At 70.4% G+C, this 14165-nt stretch carries 15 protein-coding genes; 3 read left to right on the top strand and 12 right to left on the bottom strand.

The annotated features are described in order from the left end of the window. Positions 1-28: 28 nt before the first annotated feature. The 11 genes from AMYNI_RS0111545 to AMYNI_RS0111495 form a co-directional block, all read right to left on the bottom strand. Positions 29-1840 carry a Xaa-Pro dipeptidyl-peptidase gene (locus tag AMYNI_RS0111545; RefSeq protein ID WP_040405681.1) on the bottom strand — a complete coding sequence of 604 codons (1812 nt, stop codon included), beginning with the start codon at positions 1838-1840 and terminating at the stop codon, positions 29-31. 145 nt (positions 1841-1985) lie between these two features. Further along, a complete protein-coding gene (locus tag AMYNI_RS0111540) occupies positions 1986-2507 on the bottom strand; it encodes a DinB family protein (RefSeq protein ID WP_020668168.1) in 522 nt (173 codons plus the stop codon). 41 nt (positions 2508-2548) lie between these two features. Beyond that, positions 2549-2767 (bottom strand): acyl-CoA carboxylase epsilon subunit, encoded by a 219-nt coding sequence (locus AMYNI_RS0111535; RefSeq protein WP_020668167.1) that lies wholly within the window; start codon positions 2765-2767, stop codon positions 2549-2551. A gap of 67 nt (positions 2768-2834) precedes the next feature. Continuing rightward, positions 2835-4478 carry an acyl-CoA carboxylase subunit beta gene (locus AMYNI_RS0111530; protein WP_020668166.1) on the bottom strand — a complete coding sequence of 548 codons (1644 nt, stop codon included), beginning with the start codon at positions 4476-4478 and terminating at the stop codon, positions 2835-2837. A gap of 54 nt (positions 4479-4532) precedes the next feature. Beyond that, positions 4533-5543: a hypothetical protein gene (locus AMYNI_RS0111525; protein ID WP_020668165.1), complete on the bottom strand. Its 1011-nt coding sequence runs from the start codon at positions 5541-5543 to the stop codon at positions 4533-4535. Positions 5544-5595: 52 nt separating this feature from the next. Then, the gene (locus tag AMYNI_RS0111520; RefSeq protein ID WP_020668164.1) at positions 5596-6276 is read right to left on the bottom strand and encodes a response regulator; all 681 of its coding nucleotides are present in this window, start codon (positions 6274-6276) and stop codon (positions 5596-5598) included. Next, positions 6273-7472 carry a sensor histidine kinase gene (locus AMYNI_RS0111515; protein WP_020668163.1) on the bottom strand — a complete coding sequence of 400 codons (1200 nt, stop codon included), beginning with the start codon at positions 7470-7472 and terminating at the stop codon, positions 6273-6275. The genes AMYNI_RS0111520 and AMYNI_RS0111515 overlap by 4 nt, the downstream gene beginning before the upstream one ends. A 126-nt stretch (positions 7473-7598) precedes the next feature. Then, on the bottom strand, positions 7599-8123 hold the full coding sequence (locus AMYNI_RS0111510) for an SRPBCC family protein (protein WP_020668162.1): 525 nt from the start codon (positions 8121-8123) through the stop codon (positions 7599-7601). A gap of 16 nt (positions 8124-8139) precedes the next feature. After that, positions 8140-9081: an SRPBCC family protein gene (locus AMYNI_RS0111505; RefSeq protein WP_169515735.1), complete on the bottom strand. Its 942-nt coding sequence runs from the start codon at positions 9079-9081 to the stop codon at positions 8140-8142. Between the two features lie 28 nt (positions 9082-9109). Next, a complete protein-coding gene (locus tag AMYNI_RS0111500; RefSeq protein ID WP_026360314.1) occupies positions 9110-9433 on the bottom strand; it encodes an ArsR/SmtB family transcription factor in 324 nt (107 codons plus the stop codon). Between the two features lie 45 nt (positions 9434-9478). Beyond that, positions 9479-10672 carry a cytochrome P450 gene (locus AMYNI_RS0111495; protein WP_020668159.1) on the bottom strand — a complete coding sequence of 398 codons (1194 nt, stop codon included), beginning with the start codon at positions 10670-10672 and terminating at the stop codon, positions 9479-9481. Between the two features lie 106 nt (positions 10673-10778). On the opposite strand from AMYNI_RS0111495, the gene AMYNI_RS0111490 reads away from it, so the two are divergent. Then, positions 10779-11387: an acyl-CoA-like ligand-binding transcription factor gene (locus tag AMYNI_RS0111490; RefSeq protein ID WP_040406801.1), complete on the top strand. Its 609-nt coding sequence runs from the start codon at positions 10779-10781 to the stop codon at positions 11385-11387. Here the strand turns inward: AMYNI_RS0111490 and AMYNI_RS0111485 are convergent. Continuing rightward, positions 11384-12064 (bottom strand): hypothetical protein, encoded by a 681-nt coding sequence (locus AMYNI_RS0111485; RefSeq protein ID WP_020668157.1) that lies wholly within the window; start codon positions 12062-12064, stop codon positions 11384-11386. The two genes, AMYNI_RS0111490 and AMYNI_RS0111485, sit on opposite strands and share 4 nt — an antisense overlap. Before the next feature lie 145 nt (positions 12065-12209). On the opposite strand from AMYNI_RS0111485, the gene AMYNI_RS0111480 reads away from it, so the two are divergent. After that, positions 12210-12791, top strand: a complete 582-nt coding sequence (locus tag AMYNI_RS0111480; RefSeq protein ID WP_020668156.1) for an NADPH-dependent FMN reductase — start codon at positions 12210-12212, stop codon at positions 12789-12791. Positions 12792-12883: 92 nt separating this feature from the next. Next, positions 12884-14125, top strand: a complete 1242-nt coding sequence (locus AMYNI_RS0111475) for a helix-turn-helix domain-containing protein (protein ID WP_157357326.1) — start codon at positions 12884-12886, stop codon at positions 14123-14125. The last annotated feature ends 40 nt before the right edge of the window (positions 14126-14165 follow it).

Below are 14165 nucleotides of genomic sequence, written 5' to 3'. Positions count from 1 at the left end.
AATTCTCGGTCATGGAGGAAAAGAGGGGTTAGCGGGTGAGGGGGAGGAGGACGGAGGTGCCGGGGAGGTTGACGGTGAGCTTCGGCAGCTTGGCCGGGGCGGGGATGAACGAGCGGTCCGCGCCGCCGATGACCAGTGCCAGCCGATGCCCGGCCGGTACCACGTGGTCCACGGTGGCCAGGTCGAAGGTCAGCTGGTAGGTCGTGCCGGCGCGCAGCGGCTCCGGCCTGCTCAACGACTTGTAGTTGGCCAGGTCGGCCCAGCCGCGAGCGAGGATCTCCGAATTCACGTCGGCGCTGGTCGCTTCGGTTTCCTTGTAGCAGCCGTCGTCGCCGGGCCGGTTTTCGCCCCAGCAGGTCTCGCGGTCGGTGTTGCGGATGCCGGGGTCGGTGCGGATGGTCGCCGGCCCGTAGTCCACCAGCGCCGCGGAAACATGCGCGGTGGTGGTGGACGGGGTCACGCTGACCGTCACCTTGCCGGTGCCGGACACGCGCAGGTCCGAGGCCAACGGGCCGGTGTTGAACAGCACCCGCGAAGACGAGGTGGCGTCCGGCTGGGCGATCCAGTTCTCCGAAGTGCTCCGACCGTCGTCGGTCAGCGACTCCTTGCCGGTGCCCGGCGCGCCTTCGCGCAGGCCGCCGACGCCGGGGGTGCTGCCGGAGACCGGGTACAACCGGGTGGCGGTGGTGCCCGACGGCGGCCAGTTCTGGTCGTCGGCCCACACGTCCGGCTTGCGCTCCACGGAAGCCTGCGGCTCGTTCTCGATCCCGTTCGGCACGTCCAGCAGCCAGCGGTCGAACCAGCGGTGCAGGGTGTCCACCCACTCCGCGCGGCGGAAGTCGAACGGGTCGATGTGCGCGGTCTGCGAGAGCCAGATCTTGCGCGGCACGCCGGCCGCGCCGAGCGCGTCCCACCACTGGCCGTAGTTGATCGTCTTGACGTTCAAGTCGTTCTGGCCGTGCACCACGAACACGCTCGCCTTGACCTTGCTCGCGTCGCGCACGAAGTCCCGGTCTGTCCACATCGGAGTGACATCGCCGTTCGCGGTGGCGCCGTTGGTGATCTGGCGTCGCACACCGGAGCAGTTGGCGCGGGCGTCGGCGTTCTCCTGGCTCTGCACCAGCCCGGTCGGGTTGGCCCCGGCGAAGGAAACGCCGTCCGAGCGGTAGTAGTCGTACCAGGAGCTGATCGCGGCGATCGGCACGATCGTGCGCAGGCCGTCCACCCCGGTCGCGGCGACCCCGTTGGCCACCGTGCCGTCCCAGGACTTGCCGATCATGCCGACCGCGCCGGTGGCCCAGTTCGCGGTGACCTTGCTGCCCCCGGTGACCGCGCCGTACCCGGCGGCGCGGCCGTTCAGCCAGTCCACCACCGCCTTGCCGGAGGTGACGTCACCCTTGCCGCCGATGTCGAGGCAGCCCTTCGAGCGGGAGGTGCCGGCCAGGTCGGGCAGCACCACCGCGTAGCCGCGCGGCACGAAGTAGTTGTCGTAGAAGAGCGGGTACCGCACGACCCTGCCGGCCGAGTCGTAGGTCTTGAGCTCGCTCTCGTTGCCACGGCCAAGGGTCTGGTAGTACGGGCTGGCGTCCATGATCACCGGCACCCGCTGTCCGGCCGGGGTGGCCGGCCGGACGATGTCCGCGGTCACCCGGTCGGGGGTGCCGTTGCCGTCCTGGTCGATACCGGTGTCCACCCAGACGGACTCCCGGACCACGTCCGCCTGTGCGTAGATCGGCTGGGAGACGCCGTCTCGCACCTGGAACGCGGGCGCGCGTTCGGCCGCCGCCGGCAGCGCGCCGGCTACGGCGGCGACCGCGGCGAACACCACAACAGGCAGCATTCGGCGAAACATCGACGACCCCCTCGGGACACCGCGGTGTCCATAGTGTTGCGAGTGTGGCGCTGTTCGCGACACATCTCACGCTAGGGAGGAACGCGGTCGCCCGGCACAGCCGAAAGTCGTAACTGTGCGGGGTGCGAACGCCTCAGATCTCCGGGCCGACGGTGCCGTCGAGCTGTTCGCGCAGAATGTCCGCGTGCCCGCAGTGCCGGGCAGTCTCCTCGATCAGGTGCAGGTAGACCCAGCGCAGCGATACGTCACCGAGGACGCGGTGGGTGCCGGTGTGGGCGAGCTCGTGCGCTCGCGCGACCTTCCGTGAACGGGCGCATTCGGCGTCGTACTCGGCGATTATCGATTCGACGGTTTCGTCGTCCTCGATCCGGAAGTCGGCGTCCGGGTCGGCGTCGGACCACGGTGGCGGCGGCAGCTCGTCCTCGGGGACCGCGGCCACCACCCGCTGGAACCAGTTCAGCTCCACCCAGCGCAGGTGCTTGAGCAGGCCGCCGAGGGTGGTGGCCGAGGGCACCAGCCGCCGCCGGGCATCTGCCTCGGACACGCCGGACAGCTTGCTGACGGCGATCGCGCGGTAGTTGTCCAGGAAGGCTTCGAGCATGGCGCGTTCGTCGGCGGTGGTGTTGTGCACGGCGAGTTCCAGTGGGTCGGTCATGCCTTGAAGCTAGTGGGCAGCACCGACAGTCTCAGCCGAATTCAGCTGGGCAGCCCGGAGGCCCGCCAGGCGCCCGCGCCCGGCGAAAGGCGCTGCCGCAGCGCGCGGGCGTGGCTGCCCCATTCGGACTCGCCTGCCGGTTCCGGCTTGACCTCCCCAGCACCGGCCGCGGCGGCGACCACCGCGGCCAGCGCCGCCAGCTCGGCGTCGTCCGGGGTCCCGCGGACCACCCGGAGCAGCGGCCTGGCGCTCTCGGACATGCGTACCTCCAGCGTGCGGTCGTGAGTGAAAAGTGTTGCCGGGGCAACACTTTTCACTCACGAGGGCTTAAAGCGGGATGTTGCCGTGCTTCTTGGGCGGCAGGGTTTCGCGCTTGTCCCGCAACAGGGTCAGCGCGCGGGCCACGTGGCCCCTGGTGTGCGCCGGCACGATCACCGAGTCGACGTAACCGCGCTCGGCCGCCGCGTACGGGTTGAGCAGCGTGTCCTCGTACTCCTGGATCAGGTCCGCGCGCAACGAGTCCACGTCGCCGCCGGGCCGCTCGGCCTCCTCGGCCAGCCGCTTGCGGTGCACGATGTTCGCCGCGCCCTGCGCGCCCATCACCGCGACCTGCGCGGTCGGCCAGGCCAGGTTCACGTCCGCGCCGAGGTGCTTGGAGCCCATCACGTCGTAAGCGCCGCCGTAGGCCTTCCGGGTGATCACGGTGACCAGCGGGACGGTCGCCTCGGCGTAGGCGTAGATCAGCTTCGCGCCGCGGCGGATGATGCCGTTCCACTCCTGGTCGGTGCCGGGCAGGAAACCGGGTACGTCGACGAAGGTCAGCACCGGCACGTTGAACGCGTCGCAGGTGCGGACGAACCGGGCCGCCTTCTCGGAGGCGTCGATGTCGAGGCAGCCGGCGAACTGGGTCGGTTGGTTGGCCACGATGCCGACGCTGTGCCCGTCCACCCTGCCGAAGCCGACCAGGATGTTCGGCGCGAACAGCTCGTGGCACTCGAGGAACTCGCCGTCGTCGACGACGCGGGTGATCACCTCGTGCATGTCGTAGGGCTGGTTCGGCGAGTCCGGGATCAGCGTGTCCAACTCGCGGTCGGAGTCGGTGACCCCGTCCGGGATCGACTCGCCGAGCGGCTCCGGGGAGTCGAAGACCGGGGCGTCGGAGAGGTTGTTCGGCGGCAGGTAGCCGACCAGGTCCTTGACGTAGGCGATCGCGTCCTCCTCGTCCGAACCGAGGTAGTGCGCGTTGCCGGACTTGGTGTTGTGCGTGCGCGCGCCGCCGAGCTCCTCGAAGGTGACCTCTTCGCCGGTCACCGTCTTCACCACGTCGGGGCCGGTGATGAACATGTGCGAGGTCTGGTCGACCATCACCACGAAGTCGGTCAGCGCCGGCGAGTAGACGTGCCCGCCCGCGTTCGCGCCCATGATCAGCGAGATCTGCGGGATCACCCCGGAGGCCTGCACGTTGCGGCGGAAGATCTCGCCGTACAGGCCGAGCGAGACGACCCCCTCCTGGATCCGCGCGCCGCCGCCCTCGTTGATGCCGATGATCGGCTTGCCGGTCTTGATCGCCAGGTCCATCACCTTGACGATCTTTTCGCCGTACACCTCGCCGAGCGAGCCGCCGAACACGGTCACGTCCTGGCTGAACACGCAGACCGGGCGGCCGTCCACGGTGCCGTAGCCGGTGACCACGCCGTCGCCGTAGGGGCGGTTCTTGTCCTGGCCGAAGTTGGTCGAGCGGTGCCGCGCCAGCTCGTCCAGCTCGACGAACGAGCCGGGGTCGAGCAGCAGGTCGATCCGTTCACGGGCGGTCTTCTTGCCCTTCGCGTGCTGCCGTTCCACCGCGCGGGCGGACCCGGCGTGCACCGCCTCGTCGTAGCGGCGGTAGAGGTCGGCCAGCTTGCCGGCGGTGGTGTGGATGTCCGGCTCTTCGTCTGGGGGCGTCCCGATCGGCTCTGTGGCACTGCTCATGGAAGGGCAGCCTAGCTACTCGGGGCCGTCCTCGCGGGTGTGTCGTCGGCAACGTCACCCAGGGTGAACACGGGACCAGGCGTCGAGCAGCCGGGCGGTCGAGCCGCCGATCGGGCCGACCGCGTCCGCCAGCGTTTCGGCGGCCGGCAGCTCGGCGTTGTCCACCGCGGAGACCGCCTTCGCCGGGTCTTCGATGGTGGACGAGCAGATCGCGCGCAGGTAGTCCGGTACCCGCAGGGCCGGGTCGGTGCAGCCGACCAGCGGCGTGCCGGCCGCGGCGACCAGCGGGAACACCGTGCCGGGAATGCCGATCGCGGCCTCCGCCCGTGCTGACGCCTGCAACGACGGCACGTCGCTGATCTCGTACCGCGCCCAGAGCGAGCGGTCTTCCCGGGGATGCAGCCCGACCAGGACGCGCTTGCCGGCCGCCGCCAGCCGTTCGGCTGCGGCCAGCAGCAGCTCGGTGCCCGGCGCCGCGTCCCCGGTCCCGTCCGGCCGGGTGACGCTGGTCAGGACCAGCACCAGCCCCGGCTCGGGGGCGCGCACCGGCAGGTCGTCGGTCTGCGGGGAGCCGACCACGCGGATCGGGCGCCGGGTGCCGAGGTAACCGGCGAAGGCGCGGGACTCCGCGGGCGAGGACGAGGTGATCAGGGCCAGCCGGGGGCGCAACCGCCGGGCCTGCGGGGCTTCCGGAGGTTGCAGGTACGCCAGCGAACTGGCCACCAGCGGCAGTCGCCGGAACCGGGCCGCGCACTCGGCGGGCCAGTCGCCCGCGCCGGTGACCACCAGCAGGTCCGCGTGCGGTGCCCGCCGCGGCGTCGTGACCGGTACCGGATCGCCCGGCTCGACCTGGGAATGGTCGGGCACGAGCTGGGTCAGCCGCCAGCCGCGGCGCTCGGCCTCGGTGAGCAGCGGCCGGACGTGGTAGGTCCCCCACGGCTCGTTCGTGGCGATCAGCACTCGCCGCCGTCGAGGGCGGGCATCGGCGGTGCCGGTGACCGCGATGGTCGTGGCGGCCGCCAAGGCGCCGGTCAGCAGGGTCCGGCGGGCAAGCTCCTGGTTCACGTCCGCAAGCTAACCGGCGAGCAAGACCGGTGGGTGAACAGGCGGCGAACCCTCAGGCCTTACGCCCGGTGATCGACACCAGGCCACCTTCGTAGGCGCAGATCACCAGCTGGGCGCGGTCCCTGGCGTCGAGCTTGGTCAGCAGGTGCCCGATGTGGGTTTTCACGGTGGCCAGGCTGAGGTGCAGATGCGCGGCGAGCTCGGTGTTCGACAGCCCGCGCGCGATCAGGGTGAGCACCTCGCGTTCCCGCGCGGTCAGCGCGTCGAGGTCACCGGATGCGAGCTGGGCCGGCTCCGGGCGGCGGGCGAACTCGGCGATCAGCCGCCGGGTCACCGAAGGCGCGAGCAGGCTGTCGCCGGAGGCCACCACGGTGATCGCGGAGAGCAGCTCGGCGGGCGGGGTGTCCTTGAGCAGGAAACCGCTCGCGCCGGCCCGCAGCGCGGAATAGACGTACTCGTCCAGGTCGAAGGTGGTCAGGATGAGCACCCGCACCCCGGAGGTCTCCGGGGCGGCGCAGATCCGCCTGGTCGCCTCGATCCCGTCCAGGCCGGGCATGCGGACGTCCATCAGCACCACGTCGGGGCGCTCCTTCGCTGCCACGGCAATCGCTTCGGCGCCGTCGCTGGCTTCGCCGACCACTCGCAGCCCCGGCGCGGTCTCCAGCAGCACCCGGAAGCTGCCGCGCAGCAGGGCCTGGTCGTCCGCGATGAGCACGCTGACCGGCTGGTTCACCCGGAAATCTCCTTCGGCTGTGGTTCGTAGGGCAGGGTGGCGAGCACCCGGAAGCCGCCGGTGGGCAGCGGGCCCGCGGTGAACTCGCCGCCGTAGGTCAGCACCCGTTCGCGCATGCCGATCAGGCCGTGCCCAGGCGGCTGGGTGCCGGTGCCTCCGGTGCCACCACTGCCGCTGTCGGTCACCTCGATCCGCACCGCCTCCTGGCCCGCTTCGACGCTCACCCGGCAGGTCGCCGGTGCGGCGTGCTTGACCACGTTGGTCAGCGACTCCTGGACGATCCGGTAGACAGCCAGTCCGACGCCCTCGGACAGGCTGGACAGCCCGCGCACGGTCAGTTCCACCCGCACCCCACCGATTTCGGCCAGCTCGGCCAGTGCGGGCAGCCCGGCCGGGCCCGGTGCCGGGTCCAGCTCGGCGGACTCCTCGTCACCGTCCATTCCGGACCGCAGCACGCCGAGCATCCGGCGCAGGTCGGTCAGCGCGCCCCGGCTGGTGTCCTCGATGACCCGCAGCGCGTCGCGCGCCTCCTCCGGTCGTTGCACCGCCACGTGGTTGCCGACCGCGGCCTTCACCGCGATCAGGCTCATGCTGTGCGCGACGATGTCGTGCAGTTCGCGGGCGATCCGCAGCCGCTCGTCGGTGAGCGCCTGCTCGGCCAGCCGCTGCGCCGACCTTGCCGTCTCCGCGCGCCGGACGCGCATGATGAACCCGGCACCCCAGCCGATCGCGCACCACAGGCAGACGATCACCGTGTAGTTTTCCGGCCCGTCCATCAGTGCGGAATCCAGCCGGAACGACACCACCAGTCCGGTGGTGGCGGTCAGCAGCGTGACGACCAGCGCGGGCACCGACCGGCGCGGCGTCTCCCGCACCCCGACCATGTACAGCACGAAGGCGACCGCCGTGAACGGCTCGCGGGTGATGTGCAGCAGGGCGGCGGCGACGCAGCCGGCCACGGTCAGCGCGAGTGCCGGGAGCGGGCACAGCCGGCGGAGCGCGACCGGCAGCGCCACCGCGACCGCGACCAGTGCGCCGAGCCAGTCCGGCCCGGTGAAGCCGACGCTGCCGTCGAGCGAGCTGGAGTTCGCGAAGCCCAGGTAGACGGTGAACCAGAAGATCGCCAGCCCGGCGTCCAGCGCGTAGGCCGGCGCACCACGCAACCAGGCACGGCGGGGCGAGCGCGACCTGTCCACACCCCGAAACCTAGCCGCCCTCCCTCTTCCCCACCTCCGCCCACGGTCTGACTTTCCGGGGACGCAGCGAAGGCCACCTTGCCTGCACTGGACGCAGGCAAGGTGGCCTTCGCTGCATACGCGGGTTCAGGAGACGAGGGGGGAGTAGGAGGGGGCGAGGGCGGCGGCGCGGTCCCAGGGGGAGAAGGTCGTCTCCGAGTCGGAGAGCCAGGCTTCGAAGTGGTCGAGGCAGGCGTGCCAGCCGGAGGCCATGTCGACCATCCAGTCGCCGACCGGCTGGTCGCCGAGGTCGAAGATGTTGATGAAGACCAGGTGGCAGCCGCCGTCGTCGGTCCGGTTCAGCCGCCACCGCAGGATTTCGTCCGCCCAGGTGTACTCCAGCCGCTCCGGCGCCTCGAAGACGGTGACCTCGCCCTCGGAGACGGTGTCCGCGCCGGCCTCGATGCCCATTCGCCGCTTGGCCTCCGGGGTGAGGTCGAACCGGACGCGGCCGCCGGGGACTAGATCGCGGTCGACCACGACGGCGAACCAGGCGTTGAGCCGTTCCGCCTCGGTGATCGCCCGCCAGACCTTCTCCGGCGGGTGGCGCAGCGTCCGTTCGAACCGGATGGACATCCGGCCGTCTTCGGTCGGGTGCAGGGTGCCGAGCATGGGATCCCTTTCCGGCTCAGCCGAGCCGTTCGGTGTAGCGCCGCACCAGTTCCTCGGTGCGTTCGGTGGGCCACGGGCAGGTTTCGCCGCCCATCAGCGCGCGGAAGAGCACCTCGATCTGGGTCTGCCAGGCGGCGAGCGCGGTGGCGCGCAGCCCGGCGAGCTCGGCCGGCACGGTCTGGGTGAGCACCACCCGGTGCCCAGCCTCCGGATCGGCGTCCAGCTCCCAGCGGATCTCGCCGGCCGGCGCGCCGTCGTGCAGCCACCGGTAGGCCAGCAGGCGCTCGGACTCGACCTCGGTGACCCCGCCGGCCGGCACGTAGCCGTTGGTCGCGCCGACCGGAGGCTGATCGCCAGGGCCGACGTCTCCGCCGATCAGCGCCCAGACCGCGGACATCGGCCGCCACACCAGATCGCGTTCGAACCGCAGCAGGTACCCGTCTTCGGTCCGGCGCACTTCGCCCTCGGCGAGGCCGAACCGCTCGGCGTAGCCCTCCATCAGCGCCAGCATGTCGTCCGGGCCGGTGGCCGGGGCGGTGCCGTCGAGCCGGCCGGCCAGCGCGTCCAGGCAGGTGTCCCAGCCCGCCGCGTTGCGGCCCGCCGCCTGCCGCCCGCCGAGCGCCTCGCTGACGATGTGCGTGAAGTAGAGGTGACAGCCGGCGCCGTCGGGGACCAGCTCGAACCGGAGCACGTCGGTCTGCCAGCGGTAGACGAACAGCTTCGGCGGATCCATTTCCAGGATTTCCCCGCTGGTGGTCGCGTCCTCGCCCTCGAAGGTGAAGCGCATTTCGGCGCCGACGGCGAGTTCGGTCTCCACTTTGGCCGGGAACCAGTGCACCATTTCGGCCGGATCGGAAATGGCCCGCCACACCTTTTCCGGCGGATGTGCCAGCCGGCGTTCCAGTCGCAGCACGGGTTTTCCGTCTGTGGCGTCCAGGGTCGCCCAGTTCGTTCGCACGATATTCCTCTCGGGTTCGCGGTGCCGCTCAGCCGTTTTCCGGCTCGTCCGGCATTTCGTCGAGGTGGCGTTCGAGTGCGTCCAGGCTGTTGTTCCACAGCTGCCGGTAGGGCGCGAGCCAGGCGTCGATTTCGACCAGCGGCTGCAGCCGGAGCCGGTACCACCGGCGCTGCGCGTCGTGCCGGACCTCCACCAGTCCCGCCTGCCGGAGCACCTTCAGGTGCTTCGAGACCGCGGGCTGGGTCAGGGTGAGCCGCTCGACCAGGTCGCCGACCGGACGCTCGCCGCCCCGCAGCAGGTCCAGGATCTGCCTGCGACGGGGCTCGGCGAGCACTTCGAACGTTGTTGCCATGAGAGGAATATAACCAGCAAGGCATGTACGGCGCAAGCCTTGTCGTTACCATGCGACCGGGAGTCGCCGCACGCCATAGGTCATGTTGTTGGCCAGCAAGGGAATCTCGGCGGCCGGTAGGGCGAGGCGAAGCGCCGGAAAGCGCGCGAACAGCCCCGAGTAGGCGATCCGCAGCTCGCTCCTGGCGAGTTGCTGGCCGAGGCACTGGTGCACGCCGTGACCGAAGGCCAGATGGTGCCGGGCGCCGTCGCGGTCCAAGCGCAGGACGTCCGGCTCGGGAAAGGTCACCGGGTCGCGGTTGGCCGCGGGCAATGCGACGGTGACTGTCTGTCCTTTGTGGATCATCGTGCCGTCGAGGTCGACGTCCTCCAGTGCGGCCCGGTGCACGCCGAACTGGAGGATCGTCAAGTAGCGCAGCAACTCGTCGACCGCCCGCTCGGCCGCGGTCCGCCCGTAGCGGAGCGCGGTGAGCTGCCCGGGGTTCTCCAGCAGGGCGAACACGCCCAGCGCGATCATGTTCGCGGTGGTCTCGTGCCCGGCGACCAGCATCACCACGCCGATGACGGCCAGTTCGTCGTCGGTCAGCCCGCTCTCCGCGGCCAGCGCGCCGAGCAGGTCGTCGGTGGGGTGGCGGCGCTTGTGCCGGACCAGGTCGCCGAGATACCCGACGAGTGCGGCGCTGGCGTCGGCGACCTCATCGGGTGTCCGGTCCATGTCGACGACGAGTGCGGTCCGCTCCTGGAACGCCGCCCGGTCCCGGTAGGGCACTCCCAGCAGCTCGCAGATCACCAGCGACGGGATGGGCAGCGCGAAGGCGGGCACGAGATCGGCCGGTGGTCCCGTTTCGGCCATCGCGTCCAGGTGGTCGGCGGTGATCTCGGCGATCCGCGGTTCGAGCAGCCGCATCCGGCGCACGGTGAACCAGCCGGTGAGCAACCGCCGGTACCGGGTGTGCTCCGGCGCGTCCATCAGCGGGAACCAGCCGGGCCCTGCCGGTTGCCCGCGGCCGCCGGGGTTGCTGTCCCGGATCGGGGCGTGCCGCAGCTCGGGCCGGTGGCTGAACCGGGGGTCCGACAGCACCCGCCTGCTGGTGGCGTGCTCGCTGACCAGCCAGCCGGCATGGCCGTCCGGGTAGCGCATCGGGGACAGCGGCGGCAACCGCTGGTACTCGGCGGGCGGGTCGAACGGACAGCCGGCGGTCCGGGCGGTGGGCATGGCGATCGGCTCGGTGTCGGTCATGGCGGGCCTCCTCGGTAGGAGATTATGATAGTAGACTCCTAAATGATAGTAAGCAATCAAATAGAGGTGGACTGCCAGGAGTGCCATCCGGCGTTAGGCTGTGCCGGTGCCCGACCAAAACCAGCCCGCGAGTGGCCTGCGTGCCCGCAAGAAGGCCAGGACCAGGAACGAGATCCAGCGGCACGCCCTGCGGCTGTTCCGCGAACGGGGCTACGCCGCGACCACGGTCGAGCAGATCGCGGAGGCGGCCGAGGTCGCGCCCAGCACCGTGTTCCGGTACTTCCCGACGAAAGAGGATCTGGCCGACCTCACCGGCTACCACTCGCTGCTCGATGAGTTCACGAAGGCGTTCGGGGAGCAGCCGGCCGGGCTGAGCGTGGTCGAGGCGTTCCGCCGCGCGTTCCTGGCGGTCTTCGAAGACATGCCGCCGGACGAGTTCGCCGCGCGCCGTGAACGTGAGGTGCTCACCCTGACCGTGCCCGAACTGTGGGCGGCCAACCTCGGCAACCTCACCGGCGCCATGCGGCTGGTCACCGAGCTGGCCGCGAAACGGACCGGGCGCGACCCCGGGGACGTCGCCGTGCGGAACGTGGCGCGGACGGTGTGCGGGGTCGCGCTGGCGGTGTGGTTCGACTCGGGCACGCGGCCCGAGCTGGACGTGGTCGCCGAGCTGGACCAGGCCCTGGCCCAGCTGGAAGCGGGTCTATCCCTTTAGCCGGTGACGCCGCGCCACCGCAGGTACCGCTTGAAGCCGAGCGGCCGCACTCCGGCCGAGCTGTTGATCAGCCCCATCACGGCGCCGTTGTCCTGCAAGAGGTTGTCGACCACCTGCTGATGCGCCTGCTCGTCCGGCCACTGGGTGTAGTTGAGGATCCGGTGGCCGTCGAGGGCGACGTGGAAGTGCACGCCGAGGTCGGTGGTCGCGGGGGTGTCCGGCGCCTCGTCCAGCCTGCCGTCCACCAGCTGGTCGACCAGCCCGGTGGCGGCGGCCCTGTCCTCGGTTTCGAAGCCGACCACCACGATGGCCCCTGGCGGTTCGGCCGGGTCGTGCCGGCCGCCGCTGCGGTGCAGCCGGTACCGGGTGACGCCGTGCCGCTCGATTCCCGGCACCGCGTCGAGGATGCCCCGGACCCGCTCCGGCGGGTCGACGGCGGAGAACTTGTCGACCGCGTCCTCACCAGTCCACTGCGAGTAGTGCAGCAGGGTGGTGCCGTCGGTGCCGGCGTACACGGTGTAGCTGAGCAGGCCGTCCGGCCAGGGGGTGTGCTCCCAGGCGGTCATCGCGGCGTCCATCGCGTCGGTCTGCCGCCCGGCCGGCACGGTCCATTCGCTGGACAGCACCAGGCCGGCGTCGGGTCGGGTGATTTCGGGGAGGGTGTGCACGTGTTTCATGCCTTCGACGTTAGGAATCCGCGGGGACGGCTCGCATCAGTCGGCCGACGGTAATACCGGAACCCGGTCATCTGACTGATGCCCGGTGGTGGTGCCGGCTCCTAGCTTCGGTGCGAAGCGACCGAACGAACTACAGGAGCACGACATGACCGAACACCCGCTCACCCTGGCCGTGATCATCGGCAGCACCCGGAAGGGACGCTTCGGCCCGATCGTGGCGAACTGGTTCGCCGGCCAGGCCGGGCAGCGCGCGGACCTGGTGGTCGACGTGATCGACCTGGCCGAGGCGGGGCTGCCGGACGCGCTCGGCGGATTCGGCGACCCGCCAGGGCCCGAGGTGCGGGCGCTGTCGCCCCGGCTGGCCGCGGCGGACGCGTTCGTGGTGGTCACGCCCGAGTACAACCACAGCTTCCCGGCGTCGCTGAAGAGCGCGATCGATTGGCACCACGCAGAATGGCAGGCCAAGCCGGTCGGTTTCGTGGCCTACGGCGGAATGGCGGGTGGCCTGCGTGCGGTTGAGCACCTCCGGCCGGTTTTCGCCGAGGTGCACGCGATCACCGTCCGCGAGACGGTCAGCTTCCACAACGCCGGCGCGCTGTTCGACGCCGAGGGCCTGCCGATCGACCCGGACCCGAGCAACGCGGCCGCCAAGGCGCTGCTCGACCAGCTCACCTGGTGGGCGCACGCCGTCCGCGACGCCAAAGCCGTCCGCCCCTACGCCGGTTGAGCACTGCTCATACGTTCGGGTAGCGGTTACGCTGAATCGGTCTCCTCGGTGGCCATGTGGAGAAGGCAGAGTCCTGCGAGAGAGGTGTTGTCGTGGCACGGACGGGAAATCTCTTCGAGCGTTCCGAGATCGGTCGCCGTATCCGGACTGTTCGCCGTCGCCGAGGGATGAACCTCGACACCGCCGCGGGTTTGGCCGGGATATCGAAGTCGTATCTGTCGAAGATCGAGAACGGTCAGCGTGCGGTCGACCGGCGCGGTTTGCTGGACGACATCGCCGATGCGATCGGATGTTCGGTCGTTGATCTGACGGGCGAGCCCTATCCGCCTTCGGATGGGCCATCGGCTGCCGCCATCGGCACCATCCCGCCGATCGAACTGGCCCTGTTCGACTGTGATCTCGTCGATGTTCCCGACCAGCCGGCCAGGCCGGTGGATGAGCTGGCACGTCAGGTGCGTGCCGCGAACCTGCATCGTGACCGCACCCGATATGAGATCGCCGGACGCGAGCTTGGGGCCTTGCTGACGGAGCTACAGGTCACCGTGGCCACTGGAGATGAAGGGACGCAGCGGCAAGCCCTCGCTGTGCTGGTCGAGGCATGTCTGGTCGCCTACGAGATCACCAAGAATCTTGGCCACCCGCAATTGGCGGTGGAGGCCGCGCGGCGGGGACTCGATGCGGCACGGCGTCTCGACGATCCGCGCCTGCTGGGGTTCGCCCGCTGGTACCACGCCCTGTCGCTGATGCGGATGGGTGCGCGCCGGCGGGCATCGGCCACTCTCACCACGGCGACTGAAGAGCTGGCCGGGGCGGCGGATCCGGGTGCGGACGACACACTCGGCGCCGAGATGTACGGCCTTCTTCACCTCACGTCCGCGCTTGAGTCGGCTCGATCGAATCGACCGGATGCCGCCGAGGACCATCTCCGTGAAGCTCGCGCGATCGCGACGCGGATCGGCGAGCAGAACGGCTTACTTCAGCATTTCGGTCCCAGCAACGTCAGTGCGTGGACGGTTTCGATCGGGGTCGAACTCGGCCAGGGCGCCGCCGCCTATGAGCGTGCCCAGCGCGAGCCCGCCAACCTGGACGTGCTGGACAGCCCGAACCGGCGAGCCGCCTGGCATTACGATCTCGCCCGCGCGCTGGCTCAAGAGGACGGGGCTCGCGACTGGGACGCGGTCCGCCACCTCGACGCGGCAGAGCGGATCGCGCCTCAGCGTGTGCACCACGACCCCATCGCGCGCGAACTCCTCTTCGCGCTCGATGGCAGGGCACGCACGAAGGTCTGGGAGCTGAGCAGTCTGAAGAACCGGTTCGGTGTCGGCAAGGGTTGACAACTTGTCAACCGCTGCCGCTTGAACCGGTCTTAGCGTC

This window comes from Amycolatopsis nigrescens CSC17Ta-90 (assembly GCF_000384315.1).
Lineage (GTDB): Bacteria > Actinomycetota > Actinomycetes > Mycobacteriales > Pseudonocardiaceae > Amycolatopsis > Amycolatopsis nigrescens.
Note: the sequence above shows the minus strand (reverse complement) of the source record. Positions and strands in the feature narration are given on the sequence as shown.

Excerpts from the sequence above, each read along its gene's own strand:
- AMYNI_RS0111545 (WP_040405681.1), bottom strand. The coding sequence starts at position 1,840 with ATGCTGCCTGTTGTGGTGTTCGCCGCGGTCGCCGCCGTAGCCGGCGCG.
- AMYNI_RS0111540 (WP_020668168.1), bottom strand. The coding sequence starts at position 2,507 with ATGACCGACCCACTGGAACTCGCCGTGCACAACACCACCGCCGACGAA.
- AMYNI_RS0111535 (WP_020668167.1), bottom strand. The coding sequence starts at position 2,767 with ATGTCCGAGAGCGCCAGGCCGCTGCTCCGGGTGGTCCGCGGGACCCCG.
- AMYNI_RS0111530 (WP_020668166.1), bottom strand. The coding sequence starts at position 4,478 with ATGAGCAGTGCCACAGAGCCGATCGGGACGCCCCCAGACGAAGAGCCG.
- AMYNI_RS0111510 (WP_020668162.1), bottom strand. The coding sequence starts at position 8,123 with ATGCTCGGCACCCTGCACCCGACCGAAGACGGCCGGATGTCCATCCGG.
- AMYNI_RS0111500 (WP_026360314.1), bottom strand. The coding sequence starts at position 9,433 with ATGGCAACAACGTTCGAAGTGCTCGCCGAGCCCCGTCGCAGGCAGATC.
- AMYNI_RS0111495 (WP_020668159.1), bottom strand. The coding sequence starts at position 10,672 with ATGACCGACACCGAGCCGATCGCCATGCCCACCGCCCGGACCGCCGGC.
- AMYNI_RS0111485 (WP_020668157.1), bottom strand. The coding sequence starts at position 12,064 with ATGAAACACGTGCACACCCTCCCCGAAATCACCCGACCCGACGCCGGC.
- AMYNI_RS0111480 (WP_020668156.1), top strand. The coding sequence starts at position 12,210 with ATGACCGAACACCCGCTCACCCTGGCCGTGATCATCGGCAGCACCCGG.